This is a genomic window from Kribbibacterium absianum, from assembly GCF_030067705.1.
GTDB lineage: Bacteria > Actinomycetota > Coriobacteriia > Coriobacteriales > Atopobiaceae > Kribbibacterium > Kribbibacterium absianum.
Genome location: NZ_JASJEX010000002.1, coordinates 473,628 through 497,273 on the forward strand (window position 1 = coordinate 473,628; position 23,646 = coordinate 497,273).

Sequence of the window (23,646 nt, forward strand, 5' to 3'; positions counted from 1 at the left end):
ACCGTTGGCACCGAAATTCCGACCGTTCGGCGCTAATCCTTTCGTTTTAACGGAAGCTGGATCAAACCTGTCTACACTCGTTGCTGTCGTTCCAACACATAGAGGGACGGCAAGCCGACGCGGAGCGCCCCGAGCCCCTCGCCGGGCTCTAAGACAGGCAATCCGTACCAAAGGAGGCGGCAGTGGCAGCAACGGCAGTTAAGGACAGCGTCACCAAGTTCGGCAAGTTCTTAAGTTCCATGGTCATGCCAAACATCGGCGCGTTCATCGCGTGGGGCTTCTTGGCGGCCCTTTTCATTGAGAAGGGCTGGTTCCCCAACGAGCAGCTCGCGAGCATCGTGAGCCCCATGCTCACGTACCTGTTGCCGATCCTCATCGCCGCGCAGGGCGGCTACCTCACCGGCGGGGACCGCGGCCGCGTCGCCGGCGCCATCGCCGCTGTGGGCTGCATCGTCGGCTCCGAGTACACGATGCTCATGGGCGCCATGGTCATCGGCCCCGTGACCGGCTGGCTCATGAAGAAGGTCGACGCCTTCAGCCAGGAGCACACGCCCGGCGGCTTCGAGATGCTCGTCGACAACTTCAGCCTCGGCCTGCTCGGCCTCGGCATGTCTGTCGTCGGTTACTACGCCATCGGCCCCGTGATGTCCGTGATCCTCGTCGTGCTGTCCACCGGTGTCGGCGCCCTCGTCGACTACGGCCTCATGCCGTTGCTCGCGATCTTCATCGAGCCGGCCAAGGTACTCTTCCTCAACAACGCCCTCAACCACGGCATCTTCAGCCCCATCGGCCTCAACCAGGCCGCCGAGACGGGCCGCTCGATCATGTACATGCTCGAGGCCAACCCCGGTCCCGGCCTAGGCGTGCTTTTGGCCTACTGCCTCTTCGCTAAGGACGAGAAGACCCGCCAGTCCGCCCCCGGCGCCGCCATCATCCACTTCTTCGGCGGCATCCACGAGATCTATTTCCCGTACGTGCTGATGAACCCGAAGGTCATCATCGCCCCGATCTGTGGCTCCGCTGCGGCCATCCTGTGGTTCTCGATGACCGGCTGTGGCCTCGTGGCCCCGGCGTCCCCTGGTTCGATCATCGCCTTCCTGTCCATGGCGCCCGCCGACACGCTGCTCCAGACCGTGATCGGCGTCGGCATCGCCGCCGGTGTGTCCTTCGCGATCGCGATGCCGATCGTCCGCACGATGCCCGTCGAGGCCCCCGAGGCCGCCACGAGCGAGAAGCGCGCCATCGCGGGCACGGCCGAGGCCATCGTGATCAGCAACACCGAGAACGCGAAGATCGTCTTCGCCTGCGACGCCGGCATGGGCTCCTCCGCGATGGGCGCCACCCGCTTCCGCAACCGCATCAAGGCCATGCGCCCCGACCTCACCGTTGAGCACAGCTCCGTGGACACCGTGCCCGCCGACGCCGCCATCGTCGTGTGTCAGCGCGTGCTCTCCGAGCGTGCCCGGAAGAGCGCCCCGCAGGCCCAGGTGGTCGTGATCGACAACTTCCTCGACGACCCGGCCCTCGACGCCCTGTATGACTCGTTGACCACGCTCTCCAACGCCGCCGAGCTGATGGAGACCACCCCCGCCGCCCCCGAGCCGGAGCCCGAGCCCGACACCAACGTGATGGTGCGCCCGAAGGCGATCCGCCTTGGTCTTCCGTCGGTGGACAAGGAGACGGCGATTCGCCAGACCGGCCAGGCGCTCGTGGACCTCGGCTGCGTGGACCCGAGCTACGTGGACGCGATGATCGAGCGTGACGAATTGACGAGCGTCTACATGGGCATGGGCGTCGCGATCCCGCACGGCACCAACGAGGCCAAGGACGCCGTGAAGGAGACCGGCGTGGTCGTGCTGCAGTACCCCGAGGGCGTCGACTGGGGCGGTGGCGAGAAGGCCCACCTGCTCTTCGGCATCGCTGGCAAGGGCGACGAGCATCTGACCGTGTTGAGCAACCTGGTGGGCCTGATCAGCGACGAGTCCGTGCTCGACAAGATGAAGTCCACGGACGACGTGGACTGGTTCGACGGCTGCTTCGCCTAACCTGCAAAAAGGGGACATAGCTTATCTGCGCGTCATTGCAGGGCTGATGGTCCCAGAAGGCTTTCGTAGATGGCCTGGTCGCTGTCCAGGAACGTGTTGAAGACCACCCGCAGGCGCGCTTGCGGGTGGTTTTTCAGCCACTGGCGGACGGTGCCCACCGCGATCTCGGCCGCTCGCTCTTGCGGAAAACCGAAGACGCCGGTGGAGAGGCAGCAGAGCGCGACGGTGCGGCACCCGTTTGCTACGGCCGCATCCAGCAGGTTCTCGTAGCAGCGGGCGAGCGCTCGGGCGTCCTGCTCGGTGGCCGGTCGGTGCGCGACCGGCCCCGTCACGTGGAGCACGAGGCGCGCGGGCAGGTTGAAGGCCGGCGTCACGATCACCTGAGCGGTCACGGCCTCGCCGCCCTGCATGATCTCATGGCAGGCCAGGCGCAGCTGCAGCCCCGCGTAGGTGTGTATCGCGTTGTCGATGCAGTGGTGGCCGGGCAGGAAGCAGCCGAGCATGGCGTGGTTGGCCGCGTTGGCGATGGCGTCGGCCGAGAGGCGCGTGATGTCGCCCTGCCAGAGGGAGAGCCCCGAGTTGCCGACACGTTGGGCCACCGGTAGCGTGTCCGCGTCCACCGTGCCCACTTCGCGCAGGCGTTCCTGCAAGTAGGCGTCCTGGAGCGCGAGGAGCTCCTCGTTGGCGGCCATCGGCGGCCGCTGGTTCAGCAGGCCGCGCAGGACGACGCGCTGCTCCTCGTCGGTGGTGGGGACGTCCGGTGCTTCGCCACGCTCCCTCCACAGCAGCTCGATCAGGCGTTTCCGTCGCTCACACTGCTCCACGGTGGCCTCCTTTGATGCTTGGTTAAAATCTAGAGGACTCTGCACCCGCCGTCAGGAGGTTCTTCATGTCGTTCCGAGAATTGGCCGCCGCCCGGTACTCCTGCAAGAAGTACGACCCCACGCCGGTGGACCCGGGCGACCTCGAGTATGTGCTGAGTTGCGGGCGCCTGGCCCCCACGGCCAAGAACCTGCAGGAGCAGCGCGTGTACGTTTTAGCAGGTAGAACGGATCTTGATAAGGTGGACTCGATCACGCCCTGCCGTTACGGGGCGCCGGTGGTCCTGCTCGTGGCCTGGGACACCGAGAACGTGTTCACGTACCCGGGCGGGAAGCGGGACTCGGGCGCCGAGGACGCGTCCATCGTCGCGACGCACCTGATGCTGGCCGCCGCGGAGTGCGGGCTCGGCAGCTGCTGGGTCAACTTCTTCGATCCCGCCGAGGCCAAGGAGGCCTTCGGGCTGCCGGAGAACGAGGAGGTGCTGATGCTCCTTGATCTCGGCCACCCGGCGGCCGACGGAGGCCCCTTGGCGAACCACGGGCTGCGGAAGCCGCTCGAGGAGACGGTGGTCCGCCGCTGAAACCGCCCCGTTCTTCCTGCTGTTGCGAGAACAGGGTCGTTCACCTGCGGCGTCGCAATAGCAGGAAGAACGCCGTGCCGCTCTCGCAACAGCAGGAAGAACGACCCCGTCGCAACAGCAGGAAGAACGATCCGGCAGCCGTCACACGAAGGCGTCGATGCCGAGCGCGCGCAGCTCCTCCGCCATCGGCTCCAGGTCCTCCTCGTGAAGGGGCCTCTCGTCCCTGAGACCGTACTCGCGCCCGAGCTTGTCGTACTTTCCCTCGCCGAACTGATGGAGCGGGAGGAGCTGCAGCCTCGGGGTGCCCGAGAAGCCCGCCTCGCGCGCCGCACCGTGCAGCATCTCGGCGATGCCCGCGGCCGCGCCGTCGTTGTAGCCAAAGATCACGGGGGTGCGGAACAGCACCTCGCCGCCCGCCTCGGCCCAGCGCAGCGCTTGGACGAGATTCTTGCGGATGAGGCCGAGCCCGACCCCCGTGCCGTCCATGTGCCACGCCTCGTTGGGGTGCTTCACGTCGAAGAGCACGAGGTCGAGTGATTCCAGCGCCCGTGCGAAGGCGGCCTCGCTCACGCAGCCGGTGGTCTCGACCGCCATCGGCACGCCGTGCCCGTGCATCCGTGCCGCGAGCGCCTCCACGAAGTCCGGCCAGAGCAGCGGCTCGCCGCCGGACACCGTCACGCCGCCGCCCGACTCCTGGTAGAAGGGCAGGTCCTGCAGGCACTCCTCGGCCACGTCGTCGGCGGTGCGCGTCTCGCCGGCCACGGTCAGCGCGCCGTGGGGGCACAGCCCGGCGACCGCCTCGGCGTCCTTCACGCGGGCGTGGTCCACATGCACGCCCTTCTCGTCCAGTGTCACCGCCCCGCTTCCCGCGGCGCACGTCCCGCACCCCACGCACTGCCGGCGGTCCCACAGCACCTGCGGCGCGCCCAGCTGGCTCTCCGGGTTGGCGCACCACGCGCACCGCAGCGGGCAGCCTTTCAAGAAGACGGTGGTGCGGATGCCGGGGCCGTCGTCCAGGCTGAACTTCTGCACGTTGAACACGGTGGCGGAGGGAGTCTCCACGGGGTCTCCTTACCTAACACTGATTACGTACGAAACAACAATAGCTTACGAAACGTCTTCCTGGTATCCTCTTGCCAAGGATGCTACTCATCGCTTCTTCTCGGAGGAACCATGACCGTCACTGCCGCCCCGCAGGCACCGTACCTGAGCTTCGACAACACCCAGCCTCAGGACCCCACCGAGCTTTTCGGCGCCCTGACCCCGCGTATGCAGGAGTTCCGCGAGGAGGTGCTGTCCGAGAAGCCCTATATCGACGCCGAGCGCGCGCTTCTCGCCACCGAGGCCTACGAGCAGAGCAAGAGCCAGCCGCAGGTGATGCGCCGGGCCCGGATGCTGAGCCACATCCTCGACCACATGACCGTGTACATCGAGGACAAGACCCTCATCGCCGGCAACCAGGCCACCAAGAACCGCAACGCGCCGGTGTTCCCCGAGTACACGCTCGAGTTCGTGATGAACGAGCTGGACCTGTTCGAGAAGCGCGACGGCGACGTCTTCTACATCACCGACCAGACCAAGGACCAGATCCGCTCCGTCGCGCCCTTCTGGGAGAACAACAACCTGCGCTCCCGCGGCGAGGCGCTGCTGCCGGAGGAGGTCCAGGTCTACATGGAGACCGGTCTCTTCGGCATGGAGGGCAAGCTCAACGCCGGAGACGCGCACCTGGCCGTGAACCATCGTCGCGTGCTGGCGGAGGGGCTCGCGGGGTACGAGCGGCGCGCCCGCGAGGCGTCCGCCGCCCTGGATCTGACGGACCCCGCCTCCATCGACAAGCGCGTGTTCTATAACGCGGTGCTCGAAACGATCGCCGCCGTGAAGCGCTTCTCCGAGCGCTATGCGGCCCTTGCTCGCGAGCAGGCCGCGACCGCGACGCCGGAGCGCGCTTCCGAGCTGCTGGCCATCGCGGACCGCTGCGAGCGCGTGCCCTACGAGCCCGCGCGCACGTTCGCCGAGGCGCTGCAGGCGGTCTGGATGCTGCAGGTGGTGCTGCAGATCGAGTCCAACGGCCATTCCCTCTCGTACGGCCGCATGGACCAATACGTCTGGCCCTACCTGCAGGCGGACCTCGAGGCGGGCCGCATCACCGAGCAGGAGGCCCTGGAGCTGCTCGGCAACCTCTGGATCAAGACCTTGACCATCAACAAGGTGCGCAGCCAGACCCACACGCTCTCGAGCGCCGGCTCGCCGATGTACCAGAACGTGACCATCGGCGGCCAGCGGCTGGTCGACGGCGAGCCGGTCGACGCGGTGAACCCGCTGTCCTACCTCATCCTGCAGTCCGTCGCGCAGACGCGCCTCACGCAGCCCAACCTCACGGTGCGCTACCACCATGCCATCGACCCGCACTTCCTCGACCTGTGCGTCGAGGTCTGGCGCCTTGGCTTCGGCATGCCGGCCATGAACAACGACGAGGTCATCGTCCCGAGCTTCATCCAGTGGGGCGTGGCCCGCGAGGACGCCTACGACTACTCCGCCATCGGCTGCGTGGAGACGGCCGTGCCCGGCAAATGGGGCTACCGCTGCACCGGTATGAGCTACCTCAACTTCCCGCGCCTTTTGCTCTGCACGATGAACGGCGGCGTGGACCTCACGACCGGCAAGCGGTTCGCCCAGGACTACGGCCGCTTCACCGAGATGACAAGCTTCGACCAGCTGATGGGGGCCTGGGACAAGACGATCCGCGAGCTCACGCGCGCCTCCGTGATCGTGGAGAACGCGATCGACCTCGCGAGCGAGCGCGACGTGCCCGACGTGCTGTGCTCGGCGCTGACCGACGACTGCATCGGCCGCGGCAAGACCATCAAGGAGGGCGGCGCCGTCTATGACTTCATCAGCGGCCTGCAGGTGGGGATCGCGAACATGGCCGACTCGCTGGCGGCCCTCAAGAAGGTCGTGTTCGAGGACGAGAGGCTCACGACGCAGCAGGTGTGGGACGCGCTGGTGAGCGACTTTGCCGGCGAGGAGGGCGAGGCCGTGCGCCAGGCGCTCATGGCCGGCACCCCCAGGTACGGCAACGACGACGACTACGTGGACTCGCTGGCCGTGGAGGCGTACGACCCGTACATCGACGAGGTGGCCAAGTACCACAGCACGCGCTTCGGGCGCGGCCCCATCGGCGGCATCCGCTATGCGGGCACGAGCTCCATCAGCGCCAATGTGGGCCAGGGCATGGGCACGATGGCGACGCCCGACGGCCGTCACGCGCACGAGCCGCTGGCCGAGGGCTGCTCGCCGGCGCACAACGCCGACCAGAACGGTCCCACGGCGGTGTTCAAGTCCATCACCAAGCTGCCGACCGAGAAGATCACCGGCGGCGTGCTGCTCAACCAGAAGATGACCCCGGCGATGCTCGCCAAGCCGCAGAACAAGCAGAAGCTCAAGATGATGCTGGGGGCGTACTTCAACCGCCTGCACGGGTACCACGTGCAGTTCAACGTGGTGTCGCGCGAGACGCTGCTGGACGCGCAGGAGCATCCGGAGAAGCACCGCGACCTGATCGTGCGCGTGGCGGGGTACAGCGCGTTCTTCAACGACCTGTCCCGGGCGACGCAGGACGACATCATCGGAAGGACCGAGCAGAGCCTGTAGACCCGCGCGCCCCGTTCTTCCTGCTAAAGCGAGCCTGCAGGTCTCGACCGTGATGCGCGCAACAGCAGGAAGAACGCGGCGAAGGACGGAGCGCGCCTCTGCGACCCGACCGCGGGGTTCGCGCCCCGTTCTTCCTGCTAAAGCGCCGCTGTCCACAGGGTTCCAAACCGCCCGGAACGGCATGAAAAACGGAGCCGGCCCAATCAGGGGCTGGCTCCGTTCCTGTTCCTCTCGCAACAGCAGGAAGAACGAGCGGTCTCGCAACAGCAGGAAGAACGCGCCGGCGCTAGGCCCGGGCCTCGGCCGCCAGCTGCCCCGCCACGAGCTTCGTGCAGGCCACCAGCACGTCGAGCGCCTGCCCCAGCTCCTCCAGCGTCGGGTAGCTCGGCGCGATCCGGATGTTGCTGTCGCGCGGGTCGTCGCCGTAGGGCCACGTCGCGCCGGCGCCCGTCAGCGTGACGCCCACCTCCCGGCACATCGCGACGATGCGCTTCGCCGACCCGTCCGGCCCGTCGAAGGACACAAAGTACCCGCCGCGCGGGTTCGTCCACGTGGCGACGTCCAGGCCCGCAAGCCCGTCCGTCAGCTTCTGCTCCACCAGCTCGAACTTGGGCCTCAGCACCTCGGCCATGAGCGCCATGTGGTCCACCACCGCCTCGCGGCCGGAGAAGTACCGCACGTGCATCAGCTGCGTGATCTTGTCGGAGCACACGCGCTGGATGTTCGAGCTCAGCCGGATGTCGTCCAGGTCCTTGGGGCTTGCCGCGACGCACGCGATGCCCGAGCCCGGGAACGTCACCTTGCTCGTGGACGCGAACTCGTACACGAGGTCCTCGCGGCCGGTCTCGGCCAGCACGTCAAAGATGTTGAGCAGCTCGTCGTCCTGGTCATAGAGGCCGTGCACAACGTACGCGTTGTCCCAATAGATGCGGAAATCCTCGGCGGCCGGCCGCAGGCCCGCGAACCGCCGCACCGTCTCGTCCGAGAACGTCACGCCGGTGGGGTTCTGGTACTTCGGCACGCACCAGATGCCCTTGACCGTGGGGTCCGTCTCGACGAGGCGCTCCACGAGGTCCATGTCCGGGCCGGTCTCGGTCATCGGCACCGGCACGTTGGTGACACCGAAGTGCTCGGTCACCGCGAAGTGGCGGTCGTACCCGGGGGCCGGGCACAGGAACTTGACCTCGCCCAGCTCGCTCCAGGGCGTCGCGCCTCGAACGCCACGGGTGAACGCGTGGCCCACCAGGTCGTACATCAGGTTCAAGCTGCTAGAGCCTGCCACGATCACGTGCGCCGGGTCCACCTCGAGCACCTCCGCCATCAGGCGCCGGGCGCTCGGCAGGCCGTCGGGCGCGCCGTAGTTGGCAGCGTCCACGCCGTCGTCCGTGAGCGACGACTCGCTTGTCAGCACGTCGAGCACCGGCCGCGACAGGTCCACCTGCGCGGGCGACGGCTTGCCGCGCGCCATGTCCAGCGTGAGACCCTGGGCCGCCAGGGCGTCGACGTCGGCCTGCAGCCGCTCGGTCTCTCGGGCGAGCGCGGCGTCGTCCATGGTTTCGTAGCAGGTTGGCATGGCTCCTCCTTTGACGGGGCGAGCGGGTCTCGAGACTGCTGCGCGTCAGTATACGTGGCCGCGTCCGTCAAAAGGCTCCGTGTAGAATACGCACCGTTCGTGATCGTCGATATCGATCGTCCGCGATCGTTTCCGGGCGCCCGCCGGGGCGTCCGTCCGTTTCTTCTCGGAGGAACCCGTCCGATGGCCAAGTCCAAGAAGCACCAGAAACCCACCCCGCTCACGCCCGAGGAGCGCGCCGCGCGCAAGGCGGCCCGCGACCAGGCCGAAGAGGCCTCCAAGCAGGCCGAAGAGGCCGAGCAGGACGCCCGGGTGGAAGCCGAGACCAAAGAGGAGGCCAACGAAGAGGCCGCCCACGAGCTGCCGCCCCTGCCCAAGAAGCAGCGCCGCAAGCGCACCGGCAAGGAGATCGCCGTCATCGTGGTCTCGGTGATCATGGTGGTCTCGATCCTGCTGCCGTCCTTCTCGCAGATCTTCGCCACGGGCGGCTCGGGTTCCACCGCTCCCGCCAGCTACGATGAGGCGGCGAGCACCTACGGCCCGCAGGTGGAGGAGCGCCGAGCGGACCTTGAGAAGCACCCCGACGACCAGGCCGCGATGCTCCGCCTCGCCAACGCCTACTACGAGTGGGGCATCTACGCGACGAGCTACGCGAGCGGCGACGACGAGACGGCCAAGGCCTCTGAGCTGCTGAAGAACGCGGAGACCACGTACACGGACTACCTCGACGCTGCCGGGAACCTGGACTCGGACGACGCGAGGGGCGCGGCCATCAATCGCGCCTATTGCTACTACTACGAGGGCGAGAAGGACAAGGCTACGGAGTTGTTAGCAGACCTCGCCAACGAGACGAATTCCGCGACCGTGTGGGCCAACCTCGGTATGATGTACGAGAAGAACGGGGACACCTCGCAGGCCGAGGCCGCGTACCAGAAGGCGATCGACGAGGCGGGCTCGAGCGAGGCGGACCAGAGCGTGAGGTCCTACTCCGAGTCGCAGCTCAAGAACCTGCGCGCCAACGCCCAGGAGTCCTCGGGCGGCGCGGCCGGGCTCGCAAGCAAGCTGGACGGCACCGCCGGCACCACCAAGTGATCGCGGGGGAGAAGAGAGACCCGGCGGGTCTTGGAGGCCCGCCTGAGAGCCAAGAGGGAGCACATCTATGAGCCTTGCTATCGATACCCAGGCCGTGAACAACGGCGCGCGCGTCGTCATCGAGGGCGAGGTCGACGTCTCGAACGCGACCGAGCTCACGAACGCGCTGGACGCCGTTCTCGAGGACAAGGCGCCCGTGATCGACGTGGACCTGGAGGCCGTGCCGTACATCGACTCGACCGGTATCGGCGTCCTCGTGGCGGCCGCGCACCGCGCCACCGAGATGGGCAGCGAGTTCACGGTGAGCCATCCGCAGCCCAACGTGCTGCGCGTGCTGACGCTTTTGGGCGTTGGTTCCGAGTTCCATGTGAACGAGGCGTGATAGCTGGGGATTCTTTGCCCGTGGGCTGAACGCTTCCTTGCACGGCGGAGGCCAGAGGCCATACACTGCATAAGTTCAGACGACCCATGGGGAGAAGACCGCCCGCGAGGCGGCCTTCTCCTGTCTATTCGCCTTGTATCCCGACAGGAGGTGCCCGCGTGTTCGGCATCGGAGACACCGAGCTGCTGCTCATCCTGGTCTTCGCGTTTCTGCTCTTTGGCCCGGACAAGCTGCCCGCCATGGGCAGGACCCTCGGCAAGGGCCTGCGCCAGTTCCGCACCGCGCAGGACAGCGTCACCAAGGTGGTGCAGAACGAGGTCCTCGACCCGATGAAGGAGGCGGCCAACGAAGGGTCGCGTGCCGCCAAGGCCAAGGCCGGCGTGGAGGAGGACGCGGACCTCGACATCGAGACCGTCCAGCAGACCCGCACCGAGACCTTCGCCGAGCGCAAGGCCCGGCTGGCTGCGGAGAAGGCCGCCAAGCAGGCCGCGGCCGACGCCGCTGCAGCGAACGCCGACGAGGCCGCGGCCGATGCGCTCGCGAGCGGCGCCCCCGAGACGGGCGGCGAGGCCGCCGAGGCCGCAGCCGCTGCGACGGCCGCTGCAGCGACGGTGGAGGCGCCGGACGAGCCCGAGCCGGAGCCGGAGGAGGATCGCCGCAGCGTCGCGTCCCTGTACGGCCTCGCGCCCAAGAAGGCCGCCGCGACGCCGGCCGCGCCCGTCTCGGACGACGACGCGGACATCGACGCCGGCGCCTCGGATGCGGACGCCCCTGCCAACGCTGGAGAGGAGGACGGCCAGAGCGCTCGCGCCTAAGGCCTACGACCATGCCTATCGGACCTCAGAGAATGCCCTTGATGGACCACCTCGGCGAACTCCGCCGGCGCCTGACCATCGTGGTGGTCGCCCTTCTCGTCGCCGCCATCGTCATCTATATGGCGACACCGACGCTGATTCAGATCATGATGGACCCGATCCGTCAGTTTCTGCCCAACGGCGGCCAGCTGACGGTGCTGAGCTCGCTCGGCGGCTTCACGATCCGCTTCAAGGTGGCGTGCTTCATCGCGATGATCGTGTGCTCGCCGATCATCATTTGGGAGATCATGGCCTTCATCCTGCCGGCCTTGAAGCCCAACGAGCAGAAGTGGGTCGTGCCGACCGTTGGCGCCATGGTGGCGCTGTTCTTCCTCGGGATGGTGTTCTGCTACTTCGTGATTCAGCCGGCCGCGTTCGGCTGGATGGCCGAGCAGACCCGCGACTTTGCCGTGCAGGTGGCCGACGCCGAGGACTACCTCAACATATTCATGCTGTTGGAGATCGGCTTCGGCGTGGCGTTCCAGGTGCCCCTCATCATCTTCTACCTGTCGATCCTGCACATCGTCACGTACAAGACGTTCCGCACCAACTGGCGCTTCATCTATGTGGGGCTGCTCGTTTTCTCGGCCGTTGTGACGCCCGACGCGTCGCCGGTGACGATGTTCTTCATGTTCGCGGCGCTCGTGTTGCTGTACGAGGCGTCGCTGACGGTGGCCCGCGTGGTGATCGTGCGGCGGGACGGCGCGGCGGCCCTGCAGTGGGATCGTGAGGACTACGAGCGCGCGGCTGAGGAGAAGGCCGAGAAGGCCATCGCGAAGTCGCGCTAATCCTGCTCGACCTGCCCAATCTACCTGCGGTTTCGTTCTTCCTGCTGTTTTGAGAGGGGCGCCGGCGACGGTGCCCCTCTCGTTTTCGTTCTTCCTGCTGTTGCGAGGGGAGCGTTCTTCCTGCCGTTTTGAGATGGTCGTTCTTCCTGCTGTTGGAGCTCCTCGACTCTGAGCCCCTGCGCGAAACGACAGGAAGAACGGGCGCGGCTCCGGATGCGCGAAACGACAGGAAAAAGGGTTCGTGACCCCGGATGCGCGAAACGACAGGAAGAACGAGAGGGCGCCCGCAGGCGCTGCAAATCCCCTGAACGTTTGCCGGCTCGCCCCTTGCCCGTTTGGGAAATCCCCGTATAGTGAGTCCCCACGAGCAGGCTTCGAGGTTTGAGATCGTCCTCCGGTGATACAAACCCACGAGCCATCCAGGTCATCCACGCGGGTCCCGAGGCCCGCTCCAGAGGGGAGCCCACCAGTGATCCTCGTCATCGCAGAGAAGAACGACGCGGCCAAGCAAATCGCCCGGCTGCTCAGCGAGTCGGGTAAGCCCAAGAACGACAAGGTCTACGACACGCCCATCTACCGGTTCCGTCGCGGCGGCGAGGACTGGGTCTGCATCGGCCTTCGCGGCCACATCCTGGCGCCGGACTTCCCGACGGCGCTCCAGTACGCTCCGGACCAGGGCTGGTTCTCGGTCACGGAGGACGGCGAGGTGCTTCCCGCCAGCGTGCCCGAGAATCTCGACCGACCTCCCTTCTCGGGCGCCAACCAGGTGACCAAGGCCGGCAAGCCCAAGAAGCCCTTCACGGCCGACGGCGTCGACATCAAAGGCTGGAAGGTGCCGAGCCTCCCGTACCTCGTGTGGGCGCCCGTCGAGAAGAAGCCGGCCGAGAAGGGCATCATCCGCGCCCTCAAGAACCTCGCCAAAAAGGCCGACGAGGTCATCATCGCAACGGACTTCGACCGCGAGGGCGAGCTCATCGGCTCCGACGCCCTCGCGATGGTGCGCGACGTGAACCAGACCGCGCCTGCCCTCCGCGCCCGCTACTCTGCGTACACCAAGCAAGAGATCGAGCACGCGTTCGACCACCTCGTCGAGCTGGACCAGGACCTTGCCGACGCCGGCGAGAGCCGCCAGTACATCGACCTCATCTGGGGCGCCGCGCTCACGCGGTACCTGACGATGGCCAAGTTCGGCGGCCTCGGCAACGTGCGGAGCGCCGGACGCGTGCAGACGCCCACGCTTGCCCTCGTAGTCGCGCGCGAGAAGGAGCGCCAGGCCTTTGTCCCCGAGGACTACTGGGTCATCACCGGCGCCTGTTCCAAGGGCGGCGAGCCGTTCAAGGTCGGTCACACCAAGGGTCGCTTTTGGAAGAAGGACGAGGCCGACGCCGCTTGGGCCCGTGTCCAGGACGCCAAGCAGGCAACGGTGACCGACGTCGCCAAGAAGTCCCGCAAGGCTCAGCCGCCGGCGCCCTTCAACACGACGTCGCTGCAGGCAGCGGCCGCGGCCGAAGGCCTGGCACCCGGGCGCACCATGCGCATCGCCGAGTCCCTCTATATGGATGGCCTCATCAGCTACCCGCGCGTCGACAACACCGTGTACCCGAGCTCCCTCGACCTCAAGGCGCAGGTCAAGATGCTCAAGGGCGTGCCGGCTTACGGCCCTGCCTGCGACAAGATCCTGGCGGGCGGTCAGATTCACGCGACGCGCGGCAAGCAGGAGTCCACCGACCATCCGCCGATCTATCCCACCGGTGTCGGCGACCCGGACAAGCTGGACCCTGCGGCTTGGAAGCTCTACAATCTCATCGCGCGCCGCTTCCTTGCGACGTTGATGGACGCGGCCGTGATCGAGGGCACCAAGGTGTCGCTCGACATCAACGGCGAGCCCTTCTCGGCCGCCGGCGACGTGCTGGCGTACCCGGGCTATCGTCTGGCCTATCCCTACGGCATGAAGAAGGACGAGCAGCTGCCGGAGCTGGCCACGGGCGACGTGGTGGCCGTCGACTCGCTCTCGCTCGACGCCAAGCAGACCGAGCCGCCCGCGCGCTACAGCCAGGGCAAGCTGATTCAAGAGATGGAGAAGCGCGGCCTCGGAACCAAGTCCACGCGCGCGTCGATCATCGACCGCCTCTTCGACGTCAAGTATTTGAAGAACAACCCCGTCGAGCCGAGCCAGCTGGGCATGGCCGTGATCGAGGCGCTGCACGAGTACGCCCCCACGGTGACGACGCCCGAGATGACGAGCGAGCTCGAGGAGTCGATGACGCACGTGGCCGAGGGCGGCCTGACCGAGTCTCAGGTGGTGGACCAGAGCCGCGCGCTGCTCGCCGGCATGATGGACTCGCTGATCGAGCACAAGGACGACCTGGGCAACGCGATCTCGGACGCCGTGACCGCCGATGCCCGGGTGGGCACGTGCCCCAAGTGCGGCAAGGATCTGGTGGTGAAGGACTCGCCGCGCACACGCTCGCGGTTCATCGGGTGCATGGGGTGGCCAGACTGCGACGTCACGTACCCGGTGCCGGGGAGGAACGGGGACAAGATCGAGCCGCTCGACGAGCCGTGCCCCGAGTGCGGCGCGCCGCGTCTGCGCGTGAAGCCGTTCCGGAGCAAGGCCTACGAGCAGTGCGTGAACCCGCAGTGCCCGACGAACGTCGAGGAGGACGTGGTCGTGGGCACGTGCGCGGCATGCGCGGAGGCCGGGCGGCACGGCGACCTGGTGGCCCACAAGTCCGAGAGGACGGGCAAGCGGTTCATCCGGTGCACCAATTATGACGAGTGCGGCACGAGCTATCCGCTTCCGGCGCGCGGCAAGCTGAGCGCGACGGGGGAGACCTGCGAGCATTGCGGGGCGCCCGTGGTGGAGATTGAGACCGAGCGGGGGCCGTGGCGCATCTGCGTGAACATGGAGTGCCCCGGAAAGGCCGAGAAGAAGGCGGCGCCGCGCGGGCGTGGCCGGAGGGCGAGCAAGTAGCGCGGAGCGGGCGCGCGTACGGAAGTGGGCATTGTGGGGCGGGGCGGGGCCAACGGGTCCCGCCCCGCCCTCCTCGTTCTTCCTGCTGTTCCGACGTGCCGGCCTGTGGGATCGTTCTTCCTGTTGTTTCGCGCATCGGGAGCCGCGCCCGTTCTTCCTGCTAATCCGCGCACGGCGTGCGGGGTCGTTCTTCCTGTCAATGCGACGCGCCAGGGTTCTCGCAACAGCAGGAAGAACGGAGCGCCTCGCAACAGCAGGAAGAACGGAGCGCCTCGCAACAGCAGGAAGAACGGCGCGCCTCGCAACGACAGGAAGAACGGGCGGGCGGCTCGGATTTCAGAGTATTCAAAGAGTCGGCGGCAGAAGCCGTGCCCGTTCGATCATCACCTGCGATTATGCGCACAAACTCCCCATCAGGTGGATATCGCGGCGTATATCGAAGCTGTCCGTCCCTGCGTTTTGCGAGCATCATCCCTGGTCGGCGCGCAATCTACCAGCGATAACGCCGTAGTCCGCCCGCTCTTCCGTCAGTTTGCATAAACCACCCTCTGCATACTGTTGCTATGCAGTCACGTTTTGATACACAGACCGGGGCCCTCCTCGCACTCGGGCCTAGGCTCAAAAGGTCTTGAAACGGGCGCGTGCGCCCCGAGAGCTTGCGAAGGAGCAGCCATGAACGACCAGAACACCCCGCAGGTGCCGCAGTCGACCTCGTTCGAGGGGCTGCTCAAGCGCCGCCAGTTCTTCCAGGTGGGCGGCCTCACCGTCCTCGCCGGTGCGCTCGCAGGGTGCGGGTCGGCCAGCGGCCCCGCCAGCGCCGACGCCGAGCAGGCCACCGACTCCTCCACCCTTCGCGTGGGCATGGAGGCCGCGTACGCCCCTTACAACTGGCAGGCCACCCAGGAGACCGAGTACACGATCCCCATCGAGAACGTCTCGGGCGCCTACGCCGACGGCTACGACGTCCAGATCGCGAAGGCCGTCGCCGAAGGCCTCGGCATGAGCCCCGTTGCCGTCAAGCTCAGCTGGGACGGCCTTATCGGCGCCCTCCAGTCCGGTCAGATCGACGTGATCATCGCCGGCATGAGCGACACCGAGGAGCGCCGCGAGTCCATCGACTTCTCGAACCCCTACATCGAGGACACCATCGGCATCTTTGTGCTCGAGGGCAGCCCGTATGCCGAGTGCACGAACATCCAGGAGCTCTCCGGCGCCTCCGTGATGGGCCAGAAGGGCACCCTCTACGACGAGTGCATCGACGAGATCGAGGGCGTTGTCCACGCCACCCCGGTGGACACGATGCCGGGCGTCCTCTCCCAGCTCGCCGCCGGCGCGTGCGACGCCTGCACCTACGGCAAGATGAACGAGGCCGGCTTCATGAGCACCAACAGCGAGCTCGTCTCGTTGCCGCTCTCCGAGGACGGCGGCTTCGAGACCACCAATCCTGCGAGCGTGGGCATCGCCAAGGGCCAGGACGAGATGCTCGCCTCGATCAACGAGGTCCTCTCGGGCATTTCCGACGCGGACCGTCAGGAGTACTGGGACGGGGCCTGCGAGCGCCAGCCGGCCTAGCGCAACGGTCATCGTTCTCGAGGCGGCCCCATCCCGCGCGCGGGGTTGGGGCTGCTTCCCTTTTGTTTTGTTCGAGCCCGCTTCCGTCGAAGTCACACCTGAGGAGCGCCTATGCAGGACCCCAAAGAGCACGCGGTCATCGAAGAGGAGGAGAACCTCCATCCGTACTCGGAGCCGCTGACCGGCCAGGCAGGGCTGGAAGGGTCGGCTGAGACGCCTGACCCGCTCGATGCCCCGAGCGTGCCGGCGGGCGCTCCGAAGCGTCGCGGCTCGTTCTTCCGGCTGTTCCGAGACGACCACCCCTACGTGCTGCTCGGCACGAGCGCGCTCGCGGCGTGCGTGGCCCTCATGAGCTGGAACGTCCCCGGCCCGGCCTTCTGTTCTTCCTGCTATTGCGTGTTCGCGGTCTGGTGGCTTGTCTCGCTCGTGGCGCTCGCGATGAAGCTGGCCTGGGGCAGGCAGTACCGAGCAAAGAGCCCATTCTGTACGCAAACAGGACGTACCGCGCTGCGAATCGGCAGCTATGTGGTCTGGGCTGCCGCTCTTGTGCTCTTTTGCGCGGCGCCGGTGGCGAACCTCTGCGAGACGGTCGCCGCGGCCACGCAGGCTTCCACCAAGCCCGAGGGCTTTCTCGATGCGATGATCTATATGCTCTGGAACGGCCGTCAGCTGTTCCTGACCGGCGTGCTCACGACCGTTGAGCTGGCGTTCTTCGGCACGATCATCGCGTTCTTCCTGGCGCTCCTCCTTGTTTTCCTGCGCATCCAAACGCCGGACCGCTCCGACAACGACGGCGCCCGGTTCTTCAAGTGGCTCGGGGTCGCCTTTGCGAAGGTGTACTCCACCGTGGTTCGCGGCACGCCGATGATGGTGCAGGGACTGATCATCTGGATGCTCGGGCTGGCGATCTTGCGCGGTGCCGGGCTTACGACGAGCGAGGTCAACGGCATCTGGACCCCGTTCTGGGCCGGCCTCGTGACCATCTCCCTCAACTCCACCGCCTACATGATGGAGGTGCTGCGCGGCGGCATCGAGGCCGTGGACCCCGGACAGCTGGAGGCCGCGCGGTCGCTCGGGCTCTCGCAGTGGCAGGCCATGCGGCGGGTGGTGTTCCCGCAGGGCATCAAGAACTCGATTCCCGCACTGTCCAACGAGCTGATCGTCAACATCAAGGACTCAAGCGTGTTGTCGGTGTTTGGCGTGTTCGACCTCATGTTCGCGACGACGAGCGTGGTGGGCATCTACTTCAGCCAGTTGGAGAACTACGTGACGGCGGCGCTCATCTACCTCGTGCTGACGATGGCGTTCTCGTGGCTGCTGACGAGGGTGGCGCGGGCCTTCAACCTGGGCGACCCGGGCCCCGTGGGAAGCACGACCGCCTAGGGCGCTCCCGACCCGTTCTTCCTGCTGTTGCGACGGCGCCGAGCTTCGGGTGCGGCTGCGCGAAACGGCAGGAAGAACGGTGGCGCGCGCACCATCCGTTTTTCCTGCTGATCTGAGAACCCGAGGAGCTGCCCATGACCTCTCCGCTTTATCCCGTTTCCACACAGGCCCCGCTCATCTCGGTCCAAGGCCTCCGCAAGAGCTTCGGCGACCACGAGGTGCTCAAGAGCATCGACCTTTCTGTCGCCCACGGAGAGGTCGTGACGATCATCGGCGCGTCCGGCTCGGGCAAGTCGACGCTCCTGCGATGCCTCAACCTGCTGGAAAGCCCTGACGCTGGTCATGTGTGGTTCCATGGCGAGGACCTCATGGACCCGAGCACCGATGTCAACCGGCTGCGCGAGCAGATCGGCATGGTGTTTCAGTCGTTCAATCTCTTCAACAACAAGGACGTTCTGGACAACTGCACGCTCGCGCCGCTCACGCTCAAGCTGTGCTCGAAAGAACAGGCAGAAGCGACGGCGATGAGGCGTTTGGAGCAGGTGGGCCTCGCGGACTTCGCGCATGCGGACGTGCGGCGCCTGTCCGGTGGCCAAAAGCAGCGGGTGGCGATCGCGCGGGCGCTCTGCATGAACCCGGAGATCATGCTCTTCGACGAGCCCACGAGCGCCCTCGACCCCGAGATCGTGGGCGAGGTGCTCGAGGTTATGCGCCAGCTGGCTGCCGACGGCATGACGATGGTGGTGGTCACGCACGAGATGGCGTTCGCCAAGAACGTGAGCGACCGGGTGGTGTTCATGGACCGGGGCGTGATCGCCGAGCAGGGCGACCCGAAGCAGATGTTCACGAACCCGCAACTGCCCCGCACGCGGGAGTTCCTGTCGCGGTACTTGGACGGCTAGCGCCTGCCCCTCCGTTCTTCCTGTCGTTCCGCACATTTCCAGCGCGAAGGCTTGGTGCGCGGAACAGCAGGAAAAACGGGCGGGGGGATCCGGTGTGCGAAACAGCAGGAAGAACGGCGCTTAACCCGATGGCTGCTCCTCCGTTCTTCCTGCCAAAACGAGAATTGAGCGGAGTCCACTCGGTGACCGGGAAACATCTGCGTGGTTGGGTATATGTCGGCTGCACGCTTTTCCAGCACAACGAGGAGCATCACGATGCCGTACACCCATGAGCAGGATCACACCAAGGTCGAGGCCGAGCACATCGAGCACATGGCCAACCACAAGCGCGAGGAGCTTCAGGACCTCGTCGCGGGCAACCCGGACATCAACGAGAACGACGTCGAGGTTCAGGAGGAGATTCTCGAGAACGAGAAGGACGCCAAGAACAACGCCCACGTGGATCAGGAAGAGATCGACTACGTGCACGCCGAGGAAGAGGTCATGGAAGAGGGCCGCTCCCAGCGTCGCGAGGATCGCCACGAGAAGAAGGAAGAGCGGCGCGAGGCCAAGGCCGAGCGTGCGGCGGAGCGCAAGCTCGAGCACAACCGCCACCACAAAGAGATGAAGGAAGAAGAGGGCCGCTAGGCCGCTCGGAAACCGAACCTTGGGGCCTCGGCACAGCCGGGGCCTTTTTCATAGGGGCGCGGCGGGTTCTCACAACAGCAGGAAGAACGGGGTCGACCCGCCCGGCCCGTTCTTCCTGCTGTTGTGAGCATTTGCTGCTAGCTGGCCCTCTGCTCGAAACAGCAGGCAGAATGAACCGGCGCGGCGCCCGCTCTGCGAGGCCCGCCTGTTGCTGCCACCTCGCGAACGGCTCCGGGCCGTTCTCCCGACCCAAAGAGAGGGCCCATGTCCCAGCACCCCAAGAAGCGGCTCGCGCCCGGCCGCGTTGTCCTCGTCGTCGTGGGAGCCCTTGTCGGCGCCCTCCTCGTGGCGTGGGCGGCGCTCGCCATCGTCGGCCGCGTCACGTTCGCGAACTTCTACGACCACGCGACCGCCGAGCTGGGAATCCCCGGCACCAACGACGGCTTCATCGTCCAAGACGAGGTCCAGGCGCCCGACGGCAGCTGGCTGTTCAGCGGTTACGAGACGGACGGGTCGGCCTCGCCGCTCTATCGTGTCGATGGCATGCGGACCAGTAAGATCCTTATCGAACGTCCCGACGGCTCTGTCTATGACGGCCATGGCGGCGGCGTGACCTGCGACGACGAGTTCCTCTACCTCACCGAGGAGAACGGCTACCTGGTCGCTCCGCTCGACGACGTGCTGTCCGCCGAGGACGGTGCGACCGTCAAAACGACGAGCCTGCGCAACCTTGGCATCGACCCGGCCTTCCTCACGATTATCGACGGGGACCTCTACGCCGGCGTTTTCTACAAAGCGGGGCCGTACGACACGCCTGACGAGATGCACCTCACCTGCCCAGACGGCACCGAGAACAACGCCGTGATGTACCGCTTCGAGCGTGAGCCGTCGAGCGACGGCAACTACGGCGAACAGCCGGTTCGTGTGTACTCGATTCCCGGGCTCGTGCAGGGTGTGTGCGTGGTGGACGGCGTGATGGTGCTGTCCCAGTCCTGGGGGCTGTCGCCGTCGGAGCTGCCGGGCTTTGCGGTGGACAAGCTCGTGGACGATGGCACGTACGAGGTGAACGGTGAGGCGGTGCCGCTGACGTACCTTGACAGCCGGAGCCTGATGGGGGCCGTGACCGCGCCGCCCATGAGCGAGGGGCTCGTCGAGAAGGACGGCCGGGTGTGGTTCACCAACGAGGCCGCGAGCAACAAGTACCTCTACGGCAAGCTGTTCGGCTCGTGGAACATGATGGCCTTGGACTGGCAGGGCGCGGTGGACGCCCAGTAGACGGGCCTGCCCGTTCTTCCTGTCGTTGCGGACTGGCTCGTTCTTCCTGCCGTTCCGGACGTGCCGTCGAACCGCATCCGTTCTTCCTGCTGTTGCGCGAATCCGCAGCGTGCGGCCGCCATTGTCGCAATAGCAGGAAGAACGGCCGCGCCCTCCGGTTTGTTACAACCGCCCGCAGAACCCCGCGCCCTGGGTGGACTTTCGCTTCCGTCTCACTCATAGTGGCCCCACAGAGAACCCCGCACCCAAGGAACCGCCGTGATCGAGCTCAAGCACCTCAACAAGGAGTTCAAGGCCGCCGACGGCGGCACCCTCCATGCCGTGCGCGACGTCTCGCTCACCGTCAACGACGGGGAGGTCTTCGGCATCATCGGTTTCTCGGGCGCCGGCAAGTCCACGCTCGTGCGCTGCATCAACCTGCTCGAGCGTCCCACGTCCGGCGAAGTGGTGGTCAACGGCCAGAACCTTATGGACCTGCGCCCCAAGCAGCTCCGTGCCGCCCGCAAGAAGATTGGAATGATCTTTCAGCAGTTCAATCTGTTGGAGCAACGCTCGGTGCTCGCCAACGTCCGCTACCCCATGGACATCGATGGCGTCCCCCGAGCCGAGGGCGACCAGAAGGCCCTGCAGCTGTTGGAGACCGTGGGCCTCGCGGAGAAGGCCAAAGCCTACCCGGCCCAGCTGTCCGGCGGCCAGAAGCAGCGCGTCGCCATCGCGCGCGCCCTGGCCAGCGACCCGGACATCATCCTTTGCGACGAGGCCACGAGCGCCCTCGACCCCGAGGCCACTCGTTCGGTGCTCGACCTGCTCAAGTCGCTGAATCAAAGGCTCAACGTCACCATCGTCGTGATCACCCACGAGATGAAGGTCGTCGAGCAGGTCTGCGACCGCGTGGCCGTGATGGCCGACGGCTCGGTCCAAGAACAAGGCGCCGTCCGCGAGGTCTTCCTGCACCCGCGGAGCGAGACGGCCAAGCGCCTCATCGAGCCCGCCCTCGACCATATCGAGGGGCGCCTCGGCGGCGAGCTGCCCCCGCGCATGATTCGCATCGCGTTCAACGGCGAGCAGTCGTCGCTGCCGGTGGTGAGCGACCTGTCCCTCACCTGTGGCGTGCAGGTCTCGATCATGGGCGCGAACACGCAGGACATCGGGGGCCACGCCTTCGGCCAGATGCTGTTGCAGATGCCCGAGGACGAAACGGCCTGCGATAAGATCCGCACCTACCTGCACGAGCATGACATCCATTTCGAGGAGGGGCCGTCCCTCTCGCCGGCTTCTGTCCGCGCCGGTGACGCCAACGGCGACGCACGAATGTCCAGCCGTGCCGGCGACGCCAACGGGGACGCGCGAATGCCCGGCGGCGATGGCACCAACGACGGATCGTGATGCGACGGAGAAGGGGTAGGGCGGCGTGAGCCAGCAGATGATCGACCTCCTGGTCCAGGGGACCTGGGAAACGCTGTACATGACGTTGGTCTCGACGGCCATCGCCTATGTGATCGGCGTGCCCCTCGGGGTCGTCCTCTATATCACCGGGCGCGGCGGCATCGCCGAGAGCCGCGTGGTGAACCTCATCGTGGGCGTGGTGGTCAACATCCTGCGCTCCGTGCCGTTCCTCATCCTGCTCGTCGCGATCCTGCCCTTCACGCGCCTCGTGGTGGGCACCACCATCGGTTCCACGGCGACCATCGTGCCGCTCGTGGTGGCTGCCGCTCCCTACGTGGCGCGCATGGTGGAGAGCTCGCTCAAGGAAGTGGACAGCGGCGTGATCGAGGCGGCGCGGGCCATGGGCTCGTCGCCGTGGCAGATCGTGACCAAGGTCCTCATTCCGGAGGCCGGCCCGTCGTTGCTCGTGGGAGCCTGCATCTCGCTGGCCACGATCCTCGGCTACTCGGCCATGGCCGGGTTCGTCGGGGGCGGCGGCCTGGGCGCCATCGCCATCAACTACGGCTACTACCGCTACCAGTCCGACATGATGCTCGTCACGGTGGCCCTGCTCGTGATCATCGTGCAGATCTTCCAAGAGGGCGGCCTCAAGTTGGTTTCAAAAATTGACAAGCGGACCCGCTAGCCGTCCTGTCCCGCCCGTTCTTCCTGCTATTGCGAGAGGAGCCGCTGCGCCGGCTCCGTTCTACCTGCTGTTTCGTGCATTGTGGCTCCGACCTTGCGGTTTGTGCGCTCCTCGGGGGAGAGGCGCCGGAGCCCAGAAGACCTGAAGGAGAGAGACATGAAGAACCTGTACATCGAGCGCCGCGGCGCCCTCGCCCTTGCTCTGACCGCCCTTGCCGCCCCGCTCGTCGGCTGCGGCAGCTCCGATTCGACCGCCGATGCCACGACTGGCGCCTCCGCCTCCTCCGGCGACACCACCATCACGGTCGGCGCGAGCCCGACCCCGCACGCCGAGATCCTCAACGCCGTCAAGGACGAGCTGGCCAAGGACGGCTACACCCTCAAGGTGGTCGAGTACAACGACTACGTGCTGCCGAACACGGCGCTCGAGGACGGCGAGCTGGACGCCAACTACTTCCAGCACATCACGTACCTGAACGACTTCAACGAGGAGAACGGCACGCACCTGGCCAGCGCGGGCGCGATTCACTTCGAGCCGTTCGGCCTCTACGCCGGCAAGACCAGCTCCTTGGACGACCTTGCCGACGGTGCCACCGTCGCCGTGCCCAACGACACCACCAACGAGGCGCGCGCGCTCCTGCTGCTGGAGCAGGAGGGGCTGATCACGCTCAAGGACGGCGCCGGTCTCAACGCGACGGTAGTGGACATCGAGGACAACCCCAAGAACCTGCAGATCGAGGAGGTCGAGGCCGCCCAGCTGCCGCGCGTGCTGCAGGACGTGGACCTTGCGGCGATCAACGGCAACTACGCGCTGGGCGCGGGGCTGAACGTGAGCGACGCGCTTGCCGTGGAGAGCGACGAGGGCGAGGCGGCCAAGGCCTACGGCAACGTCATCGCCGTGAAGGAGGGCAACGAGGACTCCGAGAAGACCAAGGCCCTGGTGAAGGCGCTGACGAGCGACACGTGCAAGCAGTACATCGAGGACACCTACGACGGTGCCGTGGTGCCGCTGTTCTAGCATCTGGCCTGCGGTTTCGTTCTTCCTGCTGTTGCGAG

General features: G+C 66.5%; 19 protein-coding genes. 16 read left to right on the plus strand and 3 right to left on the minus strand.

Features of this window, described 5'->3' with window-relative positions; all coding sequences use genetic code 11:
- The first annotated feature begins 182 nt into the window (after positions 1–182).
- Entirely contained in the window at positions 183–2,045 is a 1,863-nt protein-coding gene (locus QJ043_RS05065) for a PTS mannitol transporter subunit IICBA (RefSeq protein ID WP_283713764.1), read from the plus strand.
- Positions 2,046–2,077: 32 nt separating this feature from the next.
- Here the strand turns inward: QJ043_RS05065 and QJ043_RS05070 are convergent, their stop codons facing one another.
- Complete coding sequence (locus QJ043_RS05070) at positions 2,078–2,869, minus strand: protein-ADP-ribose hydrolase (RefSeq protein ID WP_283713763.1); 792 nt, start codon at positions 2,867–2,869, stop codon at positions 2,078–2,080.
- 65 nt (positions 2,870–2,934) lie between these two features.
- Here QJ043_RS05070 and QJ043_RS05075 point away from each other — a divergent pair, with 65 nt between their 5' ends.
- Positions 2,935–3,447, plus strand: coding sequence for a nitroreductase family protein (locus QJ043_RS05075; protein ID WP_283713762.1), 513 nt, complete (start codon positions 2,935–2,937; stop codon positions 3,445–3,447).
- A 141-nt stretch (positions 3,448–3,588) separates the two neighbouring features.
- Here QJ043_RS05075 and QJ043_RS05080 read toward each other — a convergent pair whose 3' ends face one another.
- Entirely contained in the window at positions 3,589–4,509 is a 921-nt protein-coding gene (locus QJ043_RS05080; protein ID WP_283713761.1) for a glycyl-radical enzyme activating protein, read from the minus strand.
- Between the two features lie 111 nt (positions 4,510–4,620).
- Between QJ043_RS05080 and QJ043_RS05085 the strand changes: the two genes are divergently transcribed.
- On the plus strand, positions 4,621–7,098 hold the full coding sequence (locus QJ043_RS05085) for a glycyl radical protein (RefSeq protein WP_283713760.1): 2,478 nt from the start codon (positions 4,621–4,623) through the stop codon (positions 7,096–7,098).
- A gap of 286 nt (positions 7,099–7,384) precedes the next feature.
- Here QJ043_RS05085 and QJ043_RS05090 read toward each other — a convergent pair whose 3' ends face one another.
- On the minus strand, positions 7,385–8,671 hold the full coding sequence (locus QJ043_RS05090) for an aspartate aminotransferase type Ic (RefSeq protein ID WP_283713759.1): 1,287 nt from the start codon (positions 8,669–8,671) through the stop codon (positions 7,385–7,387).
- A 183-nt stretch (positions 8,672–8,854) separates the two neighbouring features.
- Between QJ043_RS05090 and QJ043_RS05095 the strand changes: the two genes are divergently transcribed.
- The 13 genes from QJ043_RS05095 (at position 8,855) to QJ043_RS05155 (ending at position 23,608) form a co-directional block, all read left to right on the plus strand.
- Entirely contained in the window at positions 8,855–9,763 is a 909-nt protein-coding gene (locus QJ043_RS05095; protein ID WP_283713758.1) for a tetratricopeptide repeat protein, read from the plus strand.
- A 67-nt stretch (positions 9,764–9,830) separates the two neighbouring features.
- Positions 9,831–10,145, plus strand: coding sequence for an STAS domain-containing protein (locus QJ043_RS05100; RefSeq protein WP_283713757.1), 315 nt, complete (start codon positions 9,831–9,833; stop codon positions 10,143–10,145).
- 158 nt (positions 10,146–10,303) lie between these two features.
- Complete coding sequence (locus QJ043_RS05105; protein ID WP_283713756.1) at positions 10,304–10,960, plus strand: Sec-independent protein translocase subunit TatA/TatB; 657 nt, start codon at positions 10,304–10,306, stop codon at positions 10,958–10,960.
- Positions 10,961–10,971: 11 nt separating this feature from the next.
- Positions 10,972–11,787 (plus strand): twin-arginine translocase subunit TatC, encoded by an 816-nt coding sequence (tatC, locus tag QJ043_RS05110; RefSeq protein ID WP_283713755.1) that lies wholly within the window; start codon positions 10,972–10,974, stop codon positions 11,785–11,787.
- Between the two features lie 469 nt (positions 11,788–12,256).
- Positions 12,257–14,761 (plus strand): DNA topoisomerase I, encoded by a 2,505-nt coding sequence (locus tag QJ043_RS05115; protein WP_283713754.1) that lies wholly within the window; start codon positions 12,257–12,259, stop codon positions 14,759–14,761.
- Positions 14,762–15,433: 672 nt separating this feature from the next.
- On the plus strand, positions 15,434–16,333 hold the full coding sequence (locus QJ043_RS05120) for a transporter substrate-binding domain-containing protein (protein ID WP_283713753.1): 900 nt from the start codon (positions 15,434–15,436) through the stop codon (positions 16,331–16,333).
- Positions 16,334–16,444: 111 nt separating this feature from the next.
- A complete protein-coding gene (locus tag QJ043_RS05125) occupies positions 16,445–17,716 on the plus strand; it encodes an amino acid ABC transporter permease (RefSeq protein WP_283713752.1) in 1,272 nt (423 codons plus the stop codon).
- 134 nt (positions 17,717–17,850) lie between these two features.
- Positions 17,851–18,618, plus strand: coding sequence for an amino acid ABC transporter ATP-binding protein (locus tag QJ043_RS05130; protein WP_283713751.1), 768 nt, complete (start codon positions 17,851–17,853; stop codon positions 18,616–18,618).
- Between the two features lie 255 nt (positions 18,619–18,873).
- Positions 18,874–19,245 carry a hypothetical protein gene (locus QJ043_RS05135; RefSeq protein WP_283713750.1) on the plus strand — a complete coding sequence of 124 codons (372 nt, stop codon included), beginning with the start codon at positions 18,874–18,876 and terminating at the stop codon, positions 19,243–19,245.
- A 264-nt stretch (positions 19,246–19,509) separates the two neighbouring features.
- Positions 19,510–20,520, plus strand: a complete 1,011-nt coding sequence (locus tag QJ043_RS05140; RefSeq protein ID WP_283713749.1) for a hypothetical protein — start codon at positions 19,510–19,512, stop codon at positions 20,518–20,520.
- A 258-nt stretch (positions 20,521–20,778) separates the two neighbouring features.
- Positions 20,779–21,906, plus strand: coding sequence for a methionine ABC transporter ATP-binding protein (locus QJ043_RS05145; protein WP_283713748.1), 1,128 nt, complete (start codon positions 20,779–20,781; stop codon positions 21,904–21,906).
- A gap of 25 nt (positions 21,907–21,931) precedes the next feature.
- Positions 21,932–22,591 (plus strand): methionine ABC transporter permease, encoded by a 660-nt coding sequence (locus QJ043_RS05150; protein ID WP_283713747.1) that lies wholly within the window; start codon positions 21,932–21,934, stop codon positions 22,589–22,591.
- 156 nt (positions 22,592–22,747) lie between these two features.
- Positions 22,748–23,608, plus strand: a complete 861-nt coding sequence (locus tag QJ043_RS05155; protein ID WP_283713746.1) for a MetQ/NlpA family ABC transporter substrate-binding protein — start codon at positions 22,748–22,750, stop codon at positions 23,606–23,608.
- Positions 23,609–23,646 lie beyond the last annotated feature (38 nt).